Origin of the sequence: Blautia sp. HCP3S3_B11 (assembly GCF_052064435.1) — a bacterium.
Taxonomy (GTDB): Bacteria; Bacillota; Clostridia; order Lachnospirales; family Lachnospiraceae; genus Blautia_A.
In genome coordinates this window covers 1-20,608 of record NZ_JBQHVP010000026.1, presented here as the reverse complement: position 1 = coordinate 20,608, position 20,608 = coordinate 1, and the positions used below count along the sequence as shown (strand labels likewise).

At 40.7% G+C, this 20,608-nt stretch carries 20 protein-coding genes, 2 pseudogenes and 1 riboswitch; of the genes and pseudogenes, 3 read left to right on the top strand and 19 right to left on the bottom strand.

The features are described 5' to 3' along the window. Window positions 1-15: 15 nt before the first annotated feature. The 16 genes and pseudogenes from ACTNC0_RS16625 to ACTNC0_RS16550 all read right to left on the bottom strand — a co-directional run bounded on the left by ACTNC0_RS16625 (window position 16) and on the right by ACTNC0_RS16550 (window position 13,418). Window positions 16-483 (bottom strand): Hsp20/alpha crystallin family protein, encoded by a 468-nt coding sequence (locus ACTNC0_RS16625; RefSeq protein ID WP_008705425.1) that lies wholly within the window; start codon window positions 481-483, stop codon window positions 16-18. 185 nt (window positions 484-668) lie between these two features. Continuing rightward, on the bottom strand, window positions 669-1,136 hold the full coding sequence (locus tag ACTNC0_RS16620) for an Hsp20/alpha crystallin family protein (protein ID WP_441088260.1): 468 nt from the start codon (window positions 1,134-1,136) through the stop codon (window positions 669-671). 369 nt (window positions 1,137-1,505) lie between these two features. After that, window positions 1,506-2,711: an ATP-binding protein gene (locus ACTNC0_RS16615; RefSeq protein WP_441088259.1), complete on the bottom strand. Its 1,206-nt coding sequence runs from the start codon at window positions 2,709-2,711 to the stop codon at window positions 1,506-1,508. A gap of 396 nt (window positions 2,712-3,107) precedes the next feature. Next, window positions 3,108-6,254, bottom strand: a complete 3,147-nt coding sequence (locus ACTNC0_RS16610) for an ATP-binding protein (RefSeq protein WP_441088258.1) — start codon at window positions 6,252-6,254, stop codon at window positions 3,108-3,110. Window positions 6,255-6,390: 136 nt separating this feature from the next. Next, window positions 6,391-7,107, bottom strand: a complete 717-nt coding sequence (locus ACTNC0_RS16605) for a 4Fe-4S binding protein (RefSeq protein ID WP_441088257.1) — start codon at window positions 7,105-7,107, stop codon at window positions 6,391-6,393. After that, window positions 7,108-7,272 carry a CD1871A family CXXC motif-containing protein gene (locus ACTNC0_RS16600; RefSeq protein ID WP_291814583.1) on the bottom strand — a complete coding sequence of 55 codons (165 nt, stop codon included), beginning with the start codon at window positions 7,270-7,272 and terminating at the stop codon, window positions 7,108-7,110. Window positions 7,273-7,308: 36 nt separating this feature from the next. After that, complete coding sequence (locus ACTNC0_RS16595) at window positions 7,309-7,515, bottom strand: HipA N-terminal domain-containing protein (protein ID WP_441088256.1); 207 nt, start codon at window positions 7,513-7,515, stop codon at window positions 7,309-7,311. Window positions 7,516-7,535: 20 nt separating this feature from the next. Next, window positions 7,536-7,841: pseudogene (locus tag ACTNC0_RS16590) on the bottom strand (group II intron maturase-specific domain-containing protein); the annotation flags it as partial. 38 nt (window positions 7,842-7,879) lie between these two features. Further along, entirely contained in the window at window positions 7,880-8,956 is a 1,077-nt protein-coding gene (locus ACTNC0_RS16585) for a threonine aldolase family protein (protein WP_441088255.1), read from the bottom strand. Window positions 8,957-8,993: 37 nt separating this feature from the next. Further along, window positions 8,994-9,635: a helix-turn-helix domain-containing protein gene (locus ACTNC0_RS16580; protein ID WP_441088254.1), complete on the bottom strand. Its 642-nt coding sequence runs from the start codon at window positions 9,633-9,635 to the stop codon at window positions 8,994-8,996. Beyond that, on the bottom strand, window positions 9,616-10,290 hold the full coding sequence (locus ACTNC0_RS16575) for a DUF3990 domain-containing protein (RefSeq protein WP_441088253.1): 675 nt from the start codon (window positions 10,288-10,290) through the stop codon (window positions 9,616-9,618). Before ACTNC0_RS16575 ends, ACTNC0_RS16580 begins: the two co-directional genes overlap by 20 nt. A 195-nt stretch (window positions 10,291-10,485) precedes the next feature. Then, entirely contained in the window at window positions 10,486-11,352 is an 867-nt protein-coding gene (locus ACTNC0_RS16570; protein WP_441088252.1) for a DMT family transporter, read from the bottom strand. 178 nt (window positions 11,353-11,530) lie between these two features. Continuing rightward, window positions 11,531-12,421, bottom strand: coding sequence for a ribokinase (locus ACTNC0_RS16565; protein ID WP_441088251.1), 891 nt, complete (start codon window positions 12,419-12,421; stop codon window positions 11,531-11,533). A gap of 81 nt (window positions 12,422-12,502) precedes the next feature. After that, window positions 12,503-12,841, bottom strand: a complete 339-nt coding sequence (locus ACTNC0_RS16560) for a hypothetical protein (RefSeq protein WP_441088250.1) — start codon at window positions 12,839-12,841, stop codon at window positions 12,503-12,505. A 65-nt stretch (window positions 12,842-12,906) separates the two neighbouring features. After that, the gene (locus ACTNC0_RS16555; protein ID WP_441088249.1) at window positions 12,907-13,047 is read right to left on the bottom strand and encodes a hypothetical protein; all 141 of its coding nucleotides are present in this window, start codon (window positions 13,045-13,047) and stop codon (window positions 12,907-12,909) included. Window positions 13,048-13,313: 266 nt separating this feature from the next. Next, the gene (locus ACTNC0_RS16550) at window positions 13,314-13,418 is read right to left on the bottom strand and encodes a DUF6783 domain-containing protein (RefSeq protein WP_441088248.1); all 105 of its coding nucleotides are present in this window, start codon (window positions 13,416-13,418) and stop codon (window positions 13,314-13,316) included. 30 nt (window positions 13,419-13,448) lie between these two features. Then, window positions 13,449-13,552, top strand: a riboswitch (TPP riboswitch). 59 nt (window positions 13,553-13,611) lie between these two features. Here ACTNC0_RS16550 and thiW point away from each other — a divergent pair. Together thiW and thiM are read left to right on the top strand one after the other, a co-directional pair. Then, complete coding sequence (gene thiW, locus ACTNC0_RS16545) at window positions 13,612-14,199, top strand: energy coupling factor transporter S component ThiW (protein ID WP_441088247.1); 588 nt, start codon at window positions 13,612-13,614, stop codon at window positions 14,197-14,199. Continuing rightward, a complete protein-coding gene (gene thiM / locus ACTNC0_RS16540; RefSeq protein ID WP_441088246.1) occupies window positions 14,129-14,920 on the top strand; it encodes a hydroxyethylthiazole kinase in 792 nt (263 codons plus the stop codon). Before thiW ends, thiM begins: the two co-directional genes overlap by 71 nt. Window positions 14,921-15,157: 237 nt before the next feature. Here thiM and ACTNC0_RS16535 read toward each other — a convergent pair whose 3' ends face one another. The 3 genes and pseudogenes from ACTNC0_RS16535 to ACTNC0_RS16525 form a co-directional block, all read right to left on the bottom strand. Beyond that, complete coding sequence (locus ACTNC0_RS16535) at window positions 15,158-16,486, bottom strand: MATE family efflux transporter (RefSeq protein ID WP_441088284.1); 1,329 nt, start codon at window positions 16,484-16,486, stop codon at window positions 15,158-15,160. Window positions 16,487-16,838: 352 nt separating this feature from the next. Continuing rightward, a pseudogene (locus ACTNC0_RS16530) lies at window positions 16,839-17,171 on the bottom strand (2-hydroxyacyl-CoA dehydratase); the annotation flags it as partial. Beyond that, window positions 17,167-18,531 carry a chloride channel protein gene (locus ACTNC0_RS16525; RefSeq protein ID WP_441088245.1) on the bottom strand — a complete coding sequence of 455 codons (1,365 nt, stop codon included), beginning with the start codon at window positions 18,529-18,531 and terminating at the stop codon, window positions 17,167-17,169. The pseudogene ACTNC0_RS16530 and the gene ACTNC0_RS16525, both read right to left, overlap by 5 nt. A 305-nt stretch (window positions 18,532-18,836) precedes the next feature. Here ACTNC0_RS16525 and pepT point away from each other — a divergent pair, with 305 nt between their 5' ends. Next, entirely contained in the window at window positions 18,837-20,054 is a 1,218-nt protein-coding gene (pepT, locus tag ACTNC0_RS16520; protein WP_441088244.1) for a peptidase T, read from the top strand. Window positions 20,055-20,608: the final 554 nt, after the last annotated feature.

Sequence of the window (20,608 nt, the reverse complement as noted above, 5' to 3'; positions counted from 1 at the left end):
GTAACTTAGCATTTATTATCCTTCAATGGAGATGCTGTGCTTCTGTTCCACTGCTGGCTTTGCTTCTTTCTTCGGAACAAATAATGTCAGGATACCATGTTTGAATTCTGCTTTGATGTCATCCTGATGTACTTCTTTACCTACATAAAAGCTACGACTGCAGGCACCTGCATAACGTTCTCTGCGGATATAACGTCCTGTCTCTTTTTCTTTCTCGTCTTTATCCAGACCTTTCTCTGCACTGATGGTCAGATAACCATTTTCAAGTGCTGCATGAACTTCATCTTTCTTAAATCCTGGAAGATCTACAATCAGTTCGTATCCGTTATTCATTTCCTTGATATCAGTTTTCATTACATGATTTGCTTTATGTCCATAAAGTTTCTTCTCTGCATCTTTCATTGCTCTGTCATCATAATAGAATGGGAAATCTCCAAAAAAATCATCAAATAAATTTTCTCCAAAAATACTAGGCATTAACATAAGTCATATCTCCTTTTCTAATATATTTTATATATGTCAAATCTGTTCACCAGATTTACTTTCCAAATCTATCTTTACAGGTTTTTTCAACCTTTTATTTTCAATCTTTTAGTGTAAGCTTTTATTTTTATATCTGTTTTTAATCTCTGGCTGACCCTTAACGGGTCAGTCAGAATATTTATTCATCAGCCTTCAATGGCAATTGTTTTCTTCTGTTCTACTGCTGGTTTTGCTTCTTTCTTTGGTACAAATAATGTGAGGATACCATGTTTGAATTCTGCTTTAATGTCTTCTTTCTCAACTTCTTTACCTACATAGAAGCTACGGCTGCAGGCACCTGCATAACGTTCCTTACGGATATAACGTCCTGTCTCTTTCTCCTGCTCATCTTTGTCCAGACCTTTCTCAGCGCTGATAGTCAGATAACCATTCTCCAGGTCAGCCTTTACTTCATCTTTGGTAAATCCCGGAAGATCTACGACCAGTTCATAGCCTTTATCAGTTTCCTTGATATCGGTTTTCATTATGTGGCTGGCTCTGCGTCCGTAAAGTTTCTTCTCTGCATCTTTCATTGCTCTGTCATCATAATAAAATGGAAAATCTCCAAAAAAGTCATCAAATAAATTTTCTCCAAAAATACTAGGCATCAACATAAGTCATCTCTCCTTTTCTATACCGTCCATCTACATGTGATGGACTCTCAGTTATGCATCTTTACCTTGTTTCTTTGGAACTTAGGTTATCAGGAATCTCATAGAACTTATTTCTTTGTTCTCTTTTTGTTCCCCTTCCTTTGTTCTAGCTGTAATATAACACTTATTATTAGCACTGTCAAGAGGTGAGTGCTAATTTTTTGTGAAGAATTTGTGAACGCTACGAGCCATGCAAAATGACAAAAGTTTATACCACAACAGTCACAGTTTCTGGCAGGTTCATTTTAGACATCTTATTCTCCACATGAAACTTCTCTGCAATATGATTATCTTCTGTTTTTATATATTATTACCATGAATTTGCATTGTTCAGTCTACAATCCCCAATAACCAGTCTCTGGCATTAATACGTCGAATTCCCTCATATTGTTCTTCTGGTTCTTCATCCATTGTTAAGATAATCTTTGGATAATGATCTCGTATCGCCTGTAATGGTCTTAATTCTCTCAAAAGTGTATTTTCATCTCGTACAGTCAGTGCCACCTGGAAATATACCGTTCCCTTTTTATTCTGTGCCACAAAATTCACTTCATATGAATTGATTTTTCCAACATACACATCATATCCTCGACGTAACAATTCCAGATAGACTATATTTTCCAGAACATGTCCTGCATCTGCCTGCCTCGACCCTAAAAGCATATACCTCATTCCAATATCAACTATATAATATTTTTCAAGAGTTTTTAAATATTGTTTTCCCTTTATATTATAACGTTTTGCCTGATATATAATATAACTCTCGCTAAAAGCCTCCAGATATTTTTCCACTGTTTTTGTATCAATTTTTCGCCCTTCTGAGGTCATCGTATCTGCAATTTTTTTTGATGACAATGGATTTCCTATATTATCAAACACAAATCTTAAGACACTCTTAAGCATCATAGTATCTGTGATTTTTTTCCTGTTTATAATATCCTTTACAACAATCGTATTATAGATTCCTTCCAGATAATCTCTGATCTCATCTGGCTGATTTTTTAATTCCAGTGTAAACGGAAATGAACTATTCTGCAAATACTCAGCATATTTGATTCCTCTGTCATTCATACTGCCAGTACTCTCCATATATTCCTTAAAAGACAACGGCAACATTTCAATCTGAATATATCTTCCTGAAATCATAGTTGCAATCTCACTGGACAACATATATGCATTGGAACCAGTCACATAAATATCTATGTTTTTTTTAATATAAAGACTGTCCAGCACTTTCGGAAAATCTGTTACATTCTGAATTTCATCAAGGAAAATATATGTCATTTTTCCATCAATCAGACGTTCCTTTAAATATTTATATAATTTCCTGTAATCTGTCAGTTCTTCATAATCAAGATCTTCAAAATTAATAGAAATAATCTGTTCTTCCTCAATCCCATGCTCTTTTAAATAATTGCGATAAATTTCCAGAAGCATAGATTTTCCACAACGTCGTACACCTGTAACAATTTTAATCAACTGCTTATCTTTCCAGGCTATCAGTTTTTCTAAATATTCTTTTCTTTCTATAATCATAATAATGCTCCCTTCTTTTTTACTAATTATATTCCAAAAGTGATAAAAAATTCAATAGTTTTTGGATTTCAGTCCCAAAACTATTTATTTTTATATTTTTATTGAAATAAAATCCAACTTACTAGATCAATATTTTTTTACTGTATTATTCCCCTCCACATGGACTTATATACTCAACTATAAATGAGCAAGTTCGTAATTTTGCATTTCTCATCATTTTTTGACCACAAATTTACGACATTTACGACAAATCTAACACCGCTTTACAATACCAGACAAAAAAAGACGCAACCCACATTTCTGTGACTCACGCCTTTCTCTGCTCATATTTTCATCATCCAGACTATTAACTCTGATTATGTAATTTACTCATGGCAACAAACCTTACAGATAACATCACTTTCCACAGCACTCCACAATGGTTTTCTCCACATCTTCTATCTGGAAAGGTTTTGCCAGATGTGCAGTCATGCCGGCTGCGAGACATCTTTTGGCATCTTCCTCAAATGCATTTGCAGTCATTGCAATGATCGGAATTGTTTTTGCATCTGCCCTGTCCATGGCACGTATGGCTTTTGTTGCTGCAATACCATCCATAACAGGCATCATGACATCCATCAATATGGCATCAAAGGTTCCCGGAGGATTACTTTCGAAGTGCTCCACTGCCTGTCTGCCGTTTTCTACAACTGTAACCTTCGCACCGTCATCTGTCAGCAGCATTTCTACGATTTCTGCATTAAGCTCATTATCCTCGGCTGCCAGCAGATGCAATCCACGAATATCATATTTCTCTGCAATTTCCTCATCCTTTTTCTGTTCCTGGGCAATCTCAAAGGGAATGGTAATGACAAACACAGATCCAACTCCCACCTGACTTGTCACTTCAATACTTCCATTCATCTGCTCAATCAAGCCTTTAGTGATCGCCATTCCCAGACCGGTTCCCTGATAAACACTACGGGCATCTGTTTTTTCCTGTGAGAACGGATCAAAAATATGACTCAGGAACTCTGCACTCATCCCTATACCTGTATCAGAAATCGTCCATCTGTATGTACAGATTCCATCATGTACATCTGCTGCCTCCATTACCGTAGTAATCTTTCCTCCCGGTCGGTTATACTTAATACAGTTTCCATAGATATTCAAAAAAATCTGACGAAGATGCAGTGAGCTTCCATAGACATACGGATAAGGAATATCCTCCTTATTTTTCTCATAAATCCACTGAATATCCCCATCTGCTGCCCTGTGCGTGATAATGCTCTCAATCTCATAGATCAGGTCTTTGAGGCAGATATATTCATGTGTCAGAACAATATGACCCTCCTCTATTTTGCTCATCTGCAGAACATCATTGATAAGGGAAAGCAGGTAATCCGCTGCTATCTTCATCTTTTTATGATTTTCCCGTATCAGTGCTTTATCCTCAATATGAGTCTCATCAATCTTTAACAGACCAATAATACCATTCAAAGGTGTCCTGATATCATGGCTCATGCAGCTGAGGAAATTGGTTTTTGCCCTGCTCTCGGCACGCATCTCATTGAATGCTGCCTGAAGGCGCGCCTGTTCCTGCTCATCCCGTTCATGTCTCTGTGTGGTATCCTGCAGCAGAATGATCGCATAGATCATGGGTACCTCAGCAAGAATTTCTGTATCAAACACCACCATTCTGGTCATCAGAACTGTTTTCTGTACCCAGCGGATACTTCCATCGTCTTCGCGGGCACAATATTCCACAGACATATTTGTTTCTCCGTTCTCAAATCTCTTACGAAGCTTTTCACAATTATCTGTCATACAGTAACCGGCAATTGTTTCCTGAGTGATTTTTTTCTCATATTCCCAGCAATAATCCTGATAAGAACATGGAAGCGGGTAGTCCATAAAAAGTTCCCGGCTCTTCTGTTCTTTTCCATTCAGTGCGATTCTTCTTTCCAGAACATCCTTTGTCAGATTTACTGTATAGATCACATCTGACAATTCCAGAAGTGCATCCACATAGCTGTCATTTTCCAGGATTGACTGTTTCAGTTGTTCATAATAGAGCTGAAGCTGCTCTTTTGCACCTGTCTGACCTTCAGAAGTCTTTCGGATGGTTTCAAATGCCAGAAGAAAATGATGCAGCTTTTTGTCCTCATCCCAGTCCACCGGAATCAGTGTCAGACGGTTATATGCCTCCTGTTTCCCGACATTATACTCATATTCCAGCACATCTTTCTTCGTATGCATCTTCTTTTGAAGTTCCGAAATCTGCAGTCCTTCGCGGATATCTGCCTGACTGGATTTTTCAACCTGTTCCTCTATGATCTGTTCCACTGCTCCGGAATATGCACCATCAGAGGCCAGGAAAAAATTTTCACTGGAACGGATTGCCCGATAAGTATCCATCCTGGCATCACAGTACAGACAATCCGAGAAATTACTGCCATGCTGATTAAGCAGCTTTAACAGCTGATATCCCTGATGTTTTTCTGCAGCAGCTTCTTCCCATTTCACATGATTTTTATTAATATACATGTTCTTGTCTGCGCAATTAAACAGCTCTCTCATTGTACTTCCGGGAAAATCGCCGGCCAGTGCAAATCCCACCGCATAGCTTAGGGGAGTATCCGGATACACTCTGGATTCCTCTGTCATATCCCTGCGCACCTTTTCAAGGCACTGTGTAAGCTGTTCCCTGTCCAGTCCATGGGTAACTACAAGAAACTCATCTCCACCTGCTCTTCCCACAAACTGCTCTGCCGGCATGGAAGCCCGCAGGCAGATGGCAAATCTACGAATATAGGCATCACCGGCTTCATGACCTCTGCTGTCATTAATACGCCGGAGATTATTAAGATCAAAACTGCAGACACCGGTATCTGCACCCGGTTCTTCCTCACTCAGTAATTCTTCACATTTATTTTTGTTCGGAAGCCCTGTCGCATCATCCAGATATACCTTTCGCTGCAGTAAACGATTCATTGCAGCATATTGTATTGCTTTGATGAATTCATATCCGATCAACAGCATCAGCACAACAATATCTGCTGCGATATATTTCTCAAGCAATGATAAGGATGTGGCTTTTTTCTGCGAATATTTTTCAGCCAGGCCTGTTGCTTCATCGCAGATCACAAAAAACTCCTCACTTTCCGGAATAATATCTGTGTTTCTGGCTCCTTTGAACCTCACAAGATAAATTTTCTTATACAGGTCAGAGAATTTATCATCCAGTTCCTGCATTTTATTCTGAAAATCAACATCATTGAGACGTACAAGATTTAATTCATCATTTCCATTTCGCAAACCGTCAATAAAAGTTCTTATCTCATGGATCATCTCATTTTCCTGTTGCGTGGAAAGCTCCAGTTTTATGAGTCTCTGTGTCTCTCCCCTGACTAAACCGGTATAATTTACAATACGGGCCGTTCCCTGAATATCTGAGACAATTCCCATCATTATGATAATAAGGATAGCCAGAATAACTGCCAGAACACCAATACTGACCTGAATAATACTTGATTTCTTTTTCTTATTCTTTACTTCGGACATGGCCCTCCCCCTTTTGTTTTATTTTGGAAAAATACTTTCTGCACTCTAACTATTTTACCGTACTTTTTCCGTTATGCCTACTAAAATTTGAATGTATTTATTTATAAACAGGCAAAAACACCTGACAGACTACTTTTTATAGTCTGTCAGGTGTTCTTCTGATTCCACACTGGATTGCATCTGTCGGGCAAACTTTCTTGCACCTGCCGCAGCGGATACATTCCGGACTGTTGGAGTTTTCCACAGGGTCTACGATCATCTGGCATGCCTTTGCACATTTTCCGCATTTTATACACTTATCCTTATCCACTCTGTATTTATACAGGGAAATGGGATTAAATACGGAATAAAGTGCTCCCAGGGGACAGATATATTTGCAAAACGGACGGTAGATCAAAATAGAGAGAATGATCGTTATGACAAGGATCACATTCTTCCATATGTACAGCCAGCCCAGTGCACTGCGCATGGATTTATTCAGAAGTACCAGCGGCAGTCCGCCCTCCAGTGTTCCTGCCGGGCAGATCAGTCTTCCCACCATAGCTCCGATGAAGATAAGAAATCCCACCACATAATAAGCCATCTTGAAATTCCAGCTCCCTATCACAGCCTGAAGAGAACCGATAGGACAGGCGCCAACAGCACCGGGGCAGGAATAGCAGTTCAGGCCCGGAACACAGGCATTTTTCAATTTGCCTGTGTAAATTTTGCCTGTGACAAAGCCGGTAACATGACTGTTTGTAATAAACGCCCACAGTGCCTGGATTCCGTGGCGGGGCCACTCATTGATCTTCATATTTTTTGTGTTTTGTTTCTTATTACTTTTGTTATCGCTGTTCTTTTGATTACTCATTTATCCTATTCCTACACATTCCATACAGATATTAATGGCTTTTGTAAACACCACTGCCAGCTCTCCGCGGAAAATCCCATATCCCATAAAGCAGACTCCCACAAGCATAAGAATCAGCGCCGGCCATTTACTGTTCCATATTTTGCTGGTTTTTAATTTATCCATTTATTTTCCCTCTGTGACATTCTTATTCTCTGCCTATCAACACTTTTTTCCCTTCAAATGCAATCCATACTTTCGAATCCTGTCTAATGAAATGCCTTTTGCTTCAAGGCTTACTGCAACTGCATCCTCTCTGTTTAAATAATCTTTATCATAGACAAACGTATATCCTTCTTCTGTTTCAGCAATGATTCCGGCAAAATGACTTTGAATATATACATATCCTTTTCTATATTCTGACTCCACCTGTTCTGCTTATTTTATATCTGCCAGTGTTTCCATATACACATACGCAGTCTATATCGAATGTTTGAATCAAGCTTTGCACAGAGTGTTTTCATACTTCCTATCTTGAAATAGTTAATCCGTTCTCTGGTGAGCTGATTGACTTTCTCAACCTTGTAGCTGTTGCTAACTCCCCAACTGCGACAGGTGAGTTCTTTCATTCTCTTCTTAAACTTCGCTATTGACTTTGCATATGGTTTTGCCTTGTACTGGTATGCTTTTGAATCAAAGTAGAATCCAAATCCAAGGTATTTAAGTCCACTTGGTCTATCTACTTTACTCTTTGCCACGATGGCTCTCATGCTGCCTGTAAATTAATCATTTTTTATTTTCTAATATCATCCAGCAATCGAATCAACTTCTGTGTATCTTCCATCGTAGTAGCCCAGCTTGTGGCAAATCGGATTACGGAATGTGTCTCATCATATTTTTCCCAGAATCCAAATTCCACATCCTGGGCTATTTTTTTCATTACCTCATTGGACACAATACAGAAAATCTGATTTGTCGGTGTATCCAGAGCAAGTTTATATCCAAACTTCTTCAACGCTTCTTTAATCTGCTCTGCGGCATCGATTGCCGGTTTACCAATTCGCTCATAAAATCCATCTGTAAAAAGCTCATCAAACTGAATCCCTGCAATCCTGCCTTTCGCAAGCAATGCACCATGCTGCTTGATAATCGTAAAGAAATGCGGAATCAATCCTTTCTGCGGAATCACAACCGCTTCGCCGAATAATGCCCCACATTTCGTACCACCAATATAAAATGCATCACAAAGCTCTGCCAGATCCGATAACGTCACATCATTCTCCGGACTTACCAGTGCATAGGCAAGACGTGCTCCATCCACATAAAGCGGCAGATGATTTGCCCGACATACTTTACTGATTTCGGTTAACTCCTCTTTTGAATACAAAGTTCCATACTCTGTCGGCTGAGAAATATATACCATTCCAGGCATTACCATATGCTCATAGTTGGCATCATCATAGAAATCCTTTACCATCTTTTCAATCTGCGCCGCTCTGATTTTCCCATCCTTCTGCGGTAATGTCAGTACTTTATGACCACCAAATTCAATCGCTCCTGATTCATGTGTCGCAATATGTCCTGTCTCTGCCGCTACAACTCCCTGATAAGATTTCAGTAGTGCATCGATCACCGTTGCATTCGTCTGAGTTCCACCCACTAGCAGAAATATATCTGCATCCGGTGCATTACAAGCTGTTCTGATCTTCTCTTTCGCACTCTCTGTATAAGGATCCAACCCATATCCTACAGTCTTCTCCAGGTTTGTCTCCACCAGTTTCTGCATAATCGCAGGATGTGCGCCTTCCATATAGTCACTGGCAAAATATAAACGTAACACCTTATTGTTTTCATTATCTGTATTATTCATCTTTTATTTTTGTCCTCTCTTTTTCTGCCTGATCCGGTCAAACCTTTTCCATCAGTTCCTCTATCTCACAACATAAAACTTTTGCCAGACGAAGCAACGTTTCTGTCTGTGCCCTATTAATATTCTTCTGTCTTTGTTCATACTGTTGAATCGTGCGTACCGAAATACCGGACATTGCAGACAGTTCTGACTGACTAAGCCCTGCCAGTTTTCGTAAATCTTTCAATTTGGTATCCGGATTTGCAATACGATATAACTCATTCAGACGATCTGTCAGTTGCCTGATATCCATCTCATGATATGGTTCATAAAGCATTCGTATTTCCTGAATAGGAATCGCATTCTCAATATCCGAGAACGCCAGTCCTGTATCCCATTGATAATAGGCAAGTACCCATCCGGTCCAGTACTCCTGACTTCTATTATACGAATACCTACTCATAACCGAAGGAAACTTTTTCCCGGCTTCCCCAAGCACTGCATAAGCAATCTCAACTCCCGATTTTCCGGCAATTACAGAACAGTCTCCATTCTCAAATCGAAAGGCCATTTCACTGGTCAGGAAATATTTCCATGCAGTTTCTATCGAATTATCAAGATCGTTCACCAGATAGTCCAACATCCCCGCCAGATTTTTCTGCGCATTAGAAAGGTAACTCTTATCGTAAGCGTGGATCATCTGCTTTCATCTCCTCATCCAGAATTGTTGTTATATACAAATCTCCCCGCTGTCTGCGATTTCTTTCCACGTCAAAATACTGACGCCGGGCAGATTTATCACGGAAAGATTTCTTCTTATACCATTCTCTGCAATCTGCGGTTTCATATCCCAGAAATTCTAACCTCGCAAATGCCTGCCTGCTTTTTAATACAAACTGTTGCCCTAATTTTCCCAGACGCATGGCGTTCGATAATTGTCTGTAAGAAATTGCACCATTAATAAAATCAGATGCAAAAGAAAAATAGCTGTCATCTGCACGGTATCCAATAATGATATCATATGACAGGTAATCTAAATGACAGTTTTGTATCAAATACTCTTTTGCTTCAGCTGCAAGAGGTGTGGATACATCAAATTCCCGATTTTCCAACAGGATTGTCAGCCAATGCAGCATTGTATAGTCTTTATTCAGGTTTAAAATCGAAAGTCCTTCACATTCCATTTTATACTGATTTGAATAGCCATTGTGGTCTATCCCAACACCCCATTCTTTCACCATATTGGGATTCTCCGTACAGTAAAAACCTATACCATAGTCATTATAGGGTTTTCCATATCCGTATTTTGGTTTTTCTATGATATGATCCGAACCATGATAAATTATTTTTTCCATAGACACCTCCTGTCATTAATATACTCCTGTAGGAGTATAAATTCAATATAAAAAAGGTTACTATCTATAATCAGATAGTAACCAAAACTTACTGTTTACTCCGTTCTCAGTAACAGCCAAAATTTCTCTAAAAAAACCTTTATATATGAGCTGGAAAGTGGGCTCTCTTTTTTTGTATCCATAACCAAACACACTCTAGTGCGCCATCTTCATATTGTAAATAAATGTTCCTAAAGATGCGAGAATGATCAACGCATATCCCGTAAAACTGTATTTATCCGGAATCTCCCCAAACAGGAAGAATCCCAGCAACGTTGCAAAAATAATCTGCGAATAATCAAAAATAGAAATTTTTCCAGCTGGTGCATAAGTATAAGCCGCCGTAATTGTAAACTGCCCACCTGCAGCAAACAGCCCGGCCATCAGTAATGTGACAAGCTGTTTCATACTCATCGGCGTAAAATGAAATACCATCCATGGAACCACCGACAGACAGGAGAAGAAGGAAAAGTAAAACACAATGACCGGTCCCTTCACACCATGCGTTCCAAGCACACGAACCATCGTATACGCAATTCCAGCTCCAAGTCCACCGCACACTCCAATCAGTGCCGGTATCAGTGCTGCATTATGAAATCCCGGCTTCACCACAAACAGACAGCCGATAAATGCCAACGCCACACAAGCTGCCTGCGCTGGTTTAATTTTCTCCTTTAACAACAAGAAAGAAAAAATAATTGCAAAAAACGGAGACAACTTATTCAAAATCGAAGCATCTGCCACCAATAAATGATCGATCGCGTAAAAGTTACAAAGAATCCCCAACGTACCGCAGACGCAACGAAGAACCAACGGTCCCCAATATTTCTTATCAACCTTCGGTGCCGTACGATTTTTGCACAAAATAATCGCCGCAAACACCGCCGCCACCAGATTTCTAAAAAAGCTCTTCTCCACTGACGGCAAATCACCTGCCAGACGCACACTCACATTCATACAAGCAAAGAAAAACGCCGACAGGATGATCATTATCATACCCTTTATGTAATTTTCCTGTTTCATCAGATTTAACCTGCCTTTCTGTCCTGACATTTTACATATTACGTTTCAGTCTAAACTACTTACAAACACTGCTATAATATATGCAACCTGTCTTTTACCCGTTAATCATAACACGAACCGAAGATTCGGTACAGATATAAATAGCGTCAGGCGGATATTCACAATTGAAACAAAGGACTTACTTGATTCCCAGTTCCTTTTTTACTTCCTTAATTTCCGGAATAGACGGTGTCGCTCCCGGTCTTGAAACTGCAATGGAAGATGCCTTTGCAGCCATTCTCAAAGCTTCCTGAATGCTTCTTCCTTCGATAGTTGCCGCAATAAAGTATCCTGTAAACGTATCACCGGCCGCTGTGGTATCCACCGCTTTTACCTTAAAAATATCCTGGAAAACTTTCTCTTTCCCATCATAATAAACTGCCCCATCACTGCCCAATGTCAGTACAAAACAGGCATTTGGGAATTTCTCTGCCATGGCATCCAGAATCTGATCTTTATCTTTAAATCCGGTAATCTGCTCTCCTTCAATTTCATTCAAAAGAAACAGATACACCTTACTAAGATCGCAGGTACTCAGCTTATCATCAAACGGTGACGGATTCATTACAATTTTCATCTTTTTCTCATAAGCCTGGTCAATAATATAGTCCAGCATATTGATTTCATTCTGTAAAATCAGGTAATCGCCCTCTCCGAAATCTGCCAGAACTTCATCCACAAATTCCTTCGTCTGCATCTGATTAGTTCCACCATAAAGAATAATACAGTTCTGCGCATTCTTATCTACCTGAATCATGGTATGACCGCCTTTTACCGGCATTCTGCGGATATATCTGGTATCTACCCCTGCTTCCTTACATGCATCCAGAAGAATATCCCCATCTGTTCCAACAATCCCGGCATGATAAACAGGAACTCCCGCCTTTGCCAGAGCAATAGACTGGTTCAGTCCCTTTCCGCCGCTGAAAACTTCCAGCTTAGACGAATGCTGAGTCTCACCGCCTACAATAATGTGGTCCACAGAATATACATAATCCACATTTAATGAGCCATAGTTTAATACCTTCATGTAAAAATCCCTCCATTTATTTCGTTTTTACCGTACAAAATTTATCTGAACAGTGTTTATATCTATATTATGTTGTGCAAGTCAACTTCCGTCAACATTATTTTTCCTCCTGTCTGCCCTCGTCCATACCAACACATTTGTCAAAAATTCATCCGTTCCCAAAATCCTCTCATCCATAATCTGGCATATCCGCGAAACAAGATACGGGTAACCGCTTGTATAATCATAAATCAGCTGACTGATTTCCCGGATATTCATTCCCGTCTGATAATCCTGCTCATATTCATTCAGCATGCTTTCAATATCTTTAACTGAAAAGCTCATGTCCAGACGAAAATCTACTGCTATATTCCATGGACTGTTATACTTTGATTCCTCCTGTGGATGCAGTTTTAGTTTTAAAGTTTTTACATCATACACACCTGCCAGAACCACTGACTGAAATGTAGAATCCTTCCCCTGCTGCCATTTCAGATATTTCTCTCTCAGCAGTCCGAGAAAAGAAAGAAAAATGTGATTTTCATTCCAAGCGAACGCATTGGAAACTTTTCAGAAAGAGGGCTGCTCCAGTCATTTACAGTTTTCTCCGGAACACAAGTTCCTGTAATGCAAAATTTTTTTGCCATGACCGTATCCTCCTGACCTTAGTTTACAGACCAGGCGAATATGCACAATTCGCCTTCGCTGCTTGTTTGATTTGAGTCAATCGGATATTCGCAATCCGCTTTCGCTACTTGCTCATAACCGAATAACTGCTCCGCAGTTTATCAGGAGGGGCTTGTACCCCTCCTGATACAAGCAAGTCCCACCCACTGCTTATTGCTTCTCGCAATTGAAGCAGGGGACTTACTTGATTCGGTTAAATTGTAACACGAACCAAAACCAGTTACAATCATCTCTCATTGACTTTTCCATACTGTTGTGTTACCCTAGAGCGTGTTTGAAAAAGGCTTTCTACAAGATATGCGTCACAATTTATGGGAGATTTTTCAAACACGCTCTAACAGCAGTAAAAAATTTGCATATGGATAATAACAACGGGAGCCTGTGTAACAGGCTGAGAGGAAGATATATCTTCGACCGCACCTGATATGGATAATGCCAGCGTAGGGAATGTATGAATGAATCGAAATCTGCCAGTGTATTATTCCGGCAGATTTTTTATATTCCACAACTTAAGGAGGTTCACAATGAACACAGACAGAGCAAAAACATTCCGAATGGTCATGCTCGCCATGATGGTTGCCATCGGCGTAGTCATTTCACCAATTCTGAGAATCGAGGGAATGTGCCCGACCGCACACCTGATCAACATCGTCTGTTCCGTACTTCTGGGACCATGGTATTCACTTCTGTGTGCCACTCTCATCGGAATTATCCGTATGATGTTTATGGGTATCCCACCACTGGCACTGACAGGTGCCGTATTCGGTGCATTTTTATCCGGTGTTTTCTACCGCGCATCCCATGGAAAAATCATCTGCGCAGTGATCGGTGAAATCTTCGGAACCGGCATTATCGGTTCTCTGGTTTCCTATCCTGTCATGGCATTTCTTATGGGAAGAAGTGGACTGAACGCATTCTTTTACACACCAATGTTTCTGGCAGCAACCTGCATGGGCGGTACCATCGCCTACTTCTTCCTGAAAGCATTAAGCCACTCAGGAATGCTTGCCAAATTTCAGCAAAGCCTTGGAGCAAAAGTATATGATCGAAAATCAGACAAGAACCAGACAACTTACCAGAGCAGCACAGCCGCTGATTCACTGCATCACTAATCCGATTTCTATCCATGACTGTGCCAATATCATCCTGGCGGCAGGAGGCCGCCCAATCATGGCAGAACACCCTGCGGAAGTAGCCGAAATCACCAGCCACGCGCAGGCACTGGCATTAAACCTCGGGAACATCACCGATGCCCGTATGGAGTCCATGCCGAAATCCTTAAAAACTGCTGGCATCATTCACATTCCAGTCATGCTCGATCTGGTAGGAACTGCATGTAGCACTCTTCGCTATGAATTTGCGCAAAAACTTATGAGCATTCATATGCCAGAACTTCTAAAAGGAAATATGTCCGAACTCCTTGCGATGTCCGGACAGACCGCTCACGCGATCGGTATCGACGCAGGTACACAGGATACGCTCACAGACGCCAACCGTTTCCACCTGCTGGAACTCTTCCAGGAAAAAGCAGCTCAGTGGAACACCACACTCCTTATTACCGGAAAAGAAGATATGGTTGTCTCAGCCGACAAATGTACATTCATTACGCGCGGCACTCCTGCCATGTCGCAGATTACCGGAACCGGATGTATGCTTGGAATGATCTGTGCTACTTATCTGGCAGTTACCGATCCGTTCACTGCTGCCGTATCTGCTGCTACAGAATTTGGCATTGCCGGGGAAAAAGCAGAAAAAAACAGCTCCGGTCCCGGAAGTTTCCAGGTGGAACTGTTCGATCAGTTTTATAATCTTGCACCGCAGGATATTTTTTAGCCGAATCAAGTAAGTCTCTCCGAATAAACTGCATAACAGTTATTCCGTGTAAAACTATGTATTGAAAGCGACTTAAAAATACCCCCTTATCTAAAAAAGTCCTTCCAGATGCTTCAGATAAATTCTTATCTCGTTAATCTCGGAAGGACTTTTTCTTTTACTAAAATAAAAAATTTCTTATTCTGTATGCTTTTATAACATTTAACTTTTGCTACTCTATTATATCTCTTAAGTTTCTTACGCTTCTACTCCACGCATCTTCGCCAACTCTTTTCTGGCAAACACAATCGCCAGCACAAATGCCGCAGCATCAGCGATCGGACCTGCATACATCACGCCATCAATTCCCATAAATAACGGGAAGATAACAATCAATGGCAACAGGAAAATTACCTGTCGTGTCAGCGACATAACAATACCCAGCTTCGCTTTTCCAATAGATGTAAAGAATCCGGATGACATTGGCTGAATTCCATTTGCAAATGTCATAAACATAAAGATTTTCAGATAACGTTCCGCAAACTGGAAATACAACTCACTTCCTGTTCCAAAAATCCCCACAATCTGGTGTGGAAACAGCTGGAAACATAAAAAGAATATCGTTGCGATTACCGTACAGGCAGTTACAGAATAACGATACGCCTGTCGAACTCTGTCATATTTTTTCGCTCCGTAATTAAATCCCCAGATTGGCTGACTTCCCTGAGAAATTCCAATGCAGATAGCCATAAATACCTGATTTACCTTAGAAATAACTCCAACACACGCAATCGGAATATCACTTCCATAAACCGAATTTCCGCCATAATAACGCAGAATATTATTCAGCACGATCTGCACAATTGCCATGGCAATCTGGTTAATACAGGAAGCAAGCCCCAGTGAAATAATTGCCTTCAGGTATCTCATTCTCGGTTTCAGCATCTCACTTGTCAGACTCATATTTCGGAATTTCCAAAAATATACAACTACCAGAATTCCAGAAACGATCTGCCCAATCACAGTTGCCCATGCAGCGCCCTTAATTCCCCAGCCAAATACAAAAATAAATAATGGATCAAGAATCGTATTGATAACCGCACCTATCATAATACAAGTCATAGAATAAGTCGGGCTTCTGTCCGCTCTGACAACATGATTGCCGCCAACAGACAAAATATAAAGCGGAAGTCCAAATGCAGTAATTCCTGTATAATCAACCGCATACGGCATCACATCCGTAGTTGCCCCAAACAATGTCAGCAACGGTTTCAAAAACACCAGAACAATCACCGCAAGAATCACACCACTGATTACCAGTGAAGATAAAGCCGTACCTGCAATCCCACTGGCCTTCTTCTCCCGTCCTGCTCCCATTTCCAGATTATAATTCGACGCACCTCCGATTCCCAGAAGCAACGCCAGTGAAGTGGCAATCGTCGTAACAGGAAATGCCACATTGGTAGCTGCATTTCCCAGCATTCCCACACCCTGTCCGATAAAAATCTGGTCCACAATATTGTACATTGCGCTGACCAGCATACTGATAATCGCAGGAATCGCAAACTTTGCGATCAGTCCACCCATCGGTACTACACCAAGTGGATTTTGTCCCAGTGAGTTCGCTTCCTGCGTACCTTGATTATTTTTTTCCAAGTAAAATTCTCCTTCTTTCCCTCAATTTTTCATAGGTTTTTCATTCGCAGCGTTATCCTTAATCTCCGTAACTGCCACTTATTTATAGTAAAATCCTATTTTTAATTTTACAGCACAGCATTTACTTTACCATTTCTTAATCTTTCCTGCAATGCAAAAAGCATGCAAACTCTTTCTATTTTTGAAAGATTCTCATGCTTTTATAACCAGTTCTGTTAAGTTTACAGCATCTCGATCAACGCAGCAATTCGTGTATTCAGCTGTCCCATATCCGACTGAGAATAATCAGTCTGTCCACACTCTTTGCACCGGAACAGTTTTCAAAAGCAACAACCACACCGCCGTTTTCTTCAATGGCCTTCACAACTTTCATCGTAGCTCCGCCCATTGGACATCCTGTGATCAGAATACGATGTTTCTTTCCTTCATTCTTGCCTGCTGCATATTCTTCTTTTACCTTCGCTGTCAGTGCATCAATCTCTGCCGGAACCTTAGAACGGTCAAATTTAAATTTCTTCTCCAGATATTCCTTGAAACGGATAATCTCACTCTTCCAATACTGCAATGCAGACTCTGTCTGTTTATGCGGAAGTTCCAGAATAAATATATCTTTAAAACCTCGTATGCCTATTCACATATTTCGCCTTATACTTTGAATACACGATCGTCTGATCCTTATACAGCCCATAATATCCTGAAGCCGCATAACTGATAGACACCGCGATCAGATAAAAAGAAACACCCTTAAATCCAAACATCTCAAATGCAATCAAAATCGATGTAATCGGACAGTTCGTTACTCCGCAGAACACAGCCGCCATACCACATGCCGCACAGATAGACGGTGAAAGTCCCAGCCAGTTTCCCATCACACATCCAAACGTTGCCCCGATACAAAATGATGGTACAATCTCACCACCACGAAATCCTGCACGCATCGTCAATGCGGTCAAAATCAGCTTCCAGAAGAAATCCAATGGCCGTGCCTGACCTTCTTCCACTGCTTTCTCAATCAGTTCTGCACCAGCTCCCATATAATCTGTTGTCCCGAGAAGCAATGTAATTCCAATTACAAGACAGGCACCCACAACTACGCGGACATACGAATTTTTAATCCATCTTGTATAAACCCCTGCAACACCGTTCAATACCATACAAAATACAATACTGACCACTGCACATCCACATGCCACAACTCCCATTTTCAAGCCAGTCTCAATCGTCAGCTCTGGAATATCCACCACATGAAAAGCCTCCGGCGTAACTCCCATTCCGGCAGCAAACCCAGATGCGACCAATGAAGCGATCATACAAGGCATCAATGCCGTATAATACATAACTCCCACACTTACAACTTCCAGTGCAAACACAGCTGCCGCCATCGGTGTTCCAAACAATGCGGAGAAAGCTGCACTCATACCGCACATAACAATCACATGCCGATCCTCTTCATCCAGATGAATCCATCTTCCAAGCTGATTCGCAATACTTCCGCCAAGCTGAATCGCCGCTCCCTCACGTCCTGCAGAACCTCCGGCCAGATGCGTAAGAGCCGTAGAAATAAAAATCAGCGGTGCCGACAAAATCGGAACATCATCCTGTGATCTTACTGTAGAAAGTACCTGATTCGTACCTCCATCATCCTTGCCAAACTTCTCATACAAAAATACAATGATCAGTCCCATCATCGGCAGCAAATAAAACGTCCATCCATTTTCCTTCCTGTAACTGGTCACTCCTTTTAGCGCAAAAGAAAACAGCGTACTGGCCGCCCCTACAATACATCCTACAACAACTGCTATCATCAGCCATTTCACAAGATTCCCCACATCACGCTGAATCTCACCGCTATAATATTGCAGTTTCCTTTTTAATGTACTTTCTTCCAACGGACTATATTCTTTCGGACTTTGTTCTTCTGTACTCTGCTTCTTTGTGACATTCTCCTGAATTGCGCACTTTTCCTCTTTCTTCATTTCCCCCTCTTGCCTTTCCTATAGCAGTCTCAAGATTGCTATAAATTCTTTTTCTGTAATTTTCTCCACCACTACAATAATTTCTGCTTAGAAAATTACACCTGTATTCATTTTAGCATATCTCAAGTACATCTTCCATATAGAGAAAAATATATCCCATGCACTATAATTACGCTAATATAAAAAATATTTGCAAAAAGCAGGAATTTTTTTGCGCAATTTCATTAACGTGTTATACTTAACTCATTAAGGCAGAAAGCTTTTTCCAAAATACAATTCCAGCTTCAGCCAGGAGGATTAAATTTATGAAAGCATATGAACGTTTATTATCTTATGTAAAAGTCTTCACCCCAAGTAGTGAAGAAACCAATACATCTCCATCCACACAATACCAGTTCGACCTTGCCAGACAGCTTGTGCAGGAGTTAAAAGAACTGGGAGTAGATGACGCTAATGTAGATGAACATTGTTATGTCTATGGACACATTCCGGCAACCAACGGATACGAATCTCGCAAAAAACTCGGTTTTATCGCACATATGGACACCGTATCTGATTTCTGCGATCATCCGGTTACTCCTATCGTTACTCCGGATTATGACGGTAAAGAACTTGCACTTGGAACCAGTGGCAGAATTCTCTCCCCGAAAATGTTTCCTCATCTCTCAACCTTAAAAGACAGAACTCTGATTACTTCCGACGGAACCACAATTCTCGGCGCAGATGATAAAGCCGGAATCGCCGAAATCATGACCATGATTGAACGACTGAACAGCAAAAATATTCCTCATGGACCACTCTCCATCGCATTCACTCCAGACGAAGAAATCGGAATGGGACCAGCACATTTCAACGTAAAGAAATTCGATGCAGATTACGCCTACACACTCGACGGCGATACAGAAGGCGAAATCCAGTACGAAAACTTCAATGCAGCCAGAGCAGTTGTAGAATTTACCGGCGTCAACGTCCATCCCGGTTCATCCAAAAACACCATGGTAAATGCAGCATTAGTCGCTATGGAGTTTAATTCTATGCTTCCATCAGCCGATACTCCACGCGATACCGAAGACTATGAGGGATTTTTCCACCTTTGTTCCATGAACGGCGATGTATCAAGTGCTACTCTCGATTACATCATCCGCGATCACGATATCTCCTCCTTCGAAGCCCGCAAAAAAACAATGCAACACATCACCAAAATCTTAAATGAAAAATGGGGCACCGGAACTGTGAAACTCACCATCACAGAACAATACCGAAACATGAAAGAAATCATTGACACATGCATGGAACTGATTGACTGCGCAGTTGCCGCATGCAAAGAATGCAATACCCCATCACTGATTACCCCGATCCGCGGCGGCACAGACGGCGCCCAGTTAAGCTTCATGGGCCTGCCCTGCCCAAACCTCGGAACCGGCGGACACGCTTACCATGGACCTTATGAGCATATCACTGTAGAAGGTATGGATATCGCTGTTGAAGTAGTATTAAAGATTGTTGAATTATTTTATAAATAATTTCTATTTAACCAGATTAAGCAAGTACCAATAAACTGCAAAAAGTTATTCCGCATAAAAACACGTAACGTAAGTGAATGACCTTATCTGCTTAATTGACTTACTTCTCTTTATGGAAAACAAGACCCTCACTGCCAGATAAATATAACAGTGAGGGTCTCATTATTTATATATATTTCCATTTTCAAGCGCAACAGATTATTTATTGGCAATCCGCTTCGCTGCTTACTCATAACTGCTTTACAGTTTGTTTAAAGCACAAGTACTCATATTAACGTTCTTCCCAACTTCTCCATTCTCTGTCAACTCTACCTTTACATTCTCAGAAGAAACAAAACCATCGTCTGAATCATGTATTGTAATAAAATCTTCTGAAGGCCATTTCTGAACAAAAATATTATTATAGAAACGGTCATCTATTTTCTATGAACAGTTAGTATATAGATACCTGTTTTTCCACACAAAAAAAACCAGCTAATTACTAGCTGGTTTTTACTATATCTTCAAAACTACATACATGTTGACATTTCCTTGAGATCATTCTTCCTGCGATT

Coding starts and splice junctions, on each gene's coding strand:
- ACTNC0_RS16605 (WP_441088257.1), bottom strand. CDS start 7,107: ATGAGTAATCAAAAGAACAGCGATAACAAAAGTAATAAGAAACAAAAC.
- pepT (WP_441088244.1), top strand. CDS start 18,837: ATGAAAGCATATGAACGTTTATTATCTTATGTAAAAGTCTTCACCCCA.
- ACTNC0_RS16600 (WP_291814583.1), bottom strand. CDS start 7,272: ATGGATAAATTAAAAACCAGCAAAATATGGAACAGTAAATGGCCGGCG.
- thiM (WP_441088246.1), top strand. CDS start 14,129: ATGATCGAAAATCAGACAAGAACCAGACAACTTACCAGAGCAGCACAG.
- ACTNC0_RS16585 (WP_441088255.1), bottom strand. CDS start 8,956: ATGAATAATACAGATAATGAAAACAATAAGGTGTTACGTTTATATTTT.
- ACTNC0_RS16535 (WP_441088284.1), bottom strand. CDS start 16,486: ATGGGTGGACTGATCGCAAAGTTTGCGATTCCTGCGATTATCAGTATG.
- ACTNC0_RS16575 (WP_441088253.1), bottom strand. CDS start 10,290: ATGGAAAAAATAATTTATCATGGTTCGGATCATATCATAGAAAAACCA.
- ACTNC0_RS16580 (WP_441088254.1), bottom strand. CDS start 9,635: ATGATCCACGCTTACGATAAGAGTTACCTTTCTAATGCGCAGAAAAAT.
- ACTNC0_RS16610 (WP_441088258.1), bottom strand. CDS start 6,254: ATGTCCGAAGTAAAGAATAAGAAAAAGAAATCAAGTATTATTCAGGTC.
- ACTNC0_RS16525 (WP_441088245.1), bottom strand. CDS start 18,531: ATGAAGAAAGAGGAAAAGTGCGCAATTCAGGAGAATGTCACAAAGAAG.
- ACTNC0_RS16565 (WP_441088251.1), bottom strand. CDS start 12,421: ATGAAGGTATTAAACTATGGCTCATTAAATGTGGATTATGTATATTCT.
- ACTNC0_RS16615 (WP_441088259.1), bottom strand. CDS start 2,711: ATGATTATAGAAAGAAAAGAATATTTAGAAAAACTGATAGCCTGGAAA.
- ACTNC0_RS16620 (WP_441088260.1), bottom strand. CDS start 1,136: ATGTTGATGCCTAGTATTTTTGGAGAAAATTTATTTGATGACTTTTTT.
- ACTNC0_RS16625 (WP_008705425.1), bottom strand. CDS start 483: ATGTTAATGCCTAGTATTTTTGGAGAAAATTTATTTGATGATTTTTTT.
- ACTNC0_RS16555 (WP_441088249.1), bottom strand. CDS start 13,047: ATGGCAAAAAAATTTTGCATTACAGGAACTTGTGTTCCGGAGAAAACT.
- thiW (WP_441088247.1), top strand. CDS start 13,612: ATGAACACAGACAGAGCAAAAACATTCCGAATGGTCATGCTCGCCATG.
- ACTNC0_RS16570 (WP_441088252.1), bottom strand. CDS start 11,352: ATGAAACAGGAAAATTACATAAAGGGTATGATAATGATCATCCTGTCG.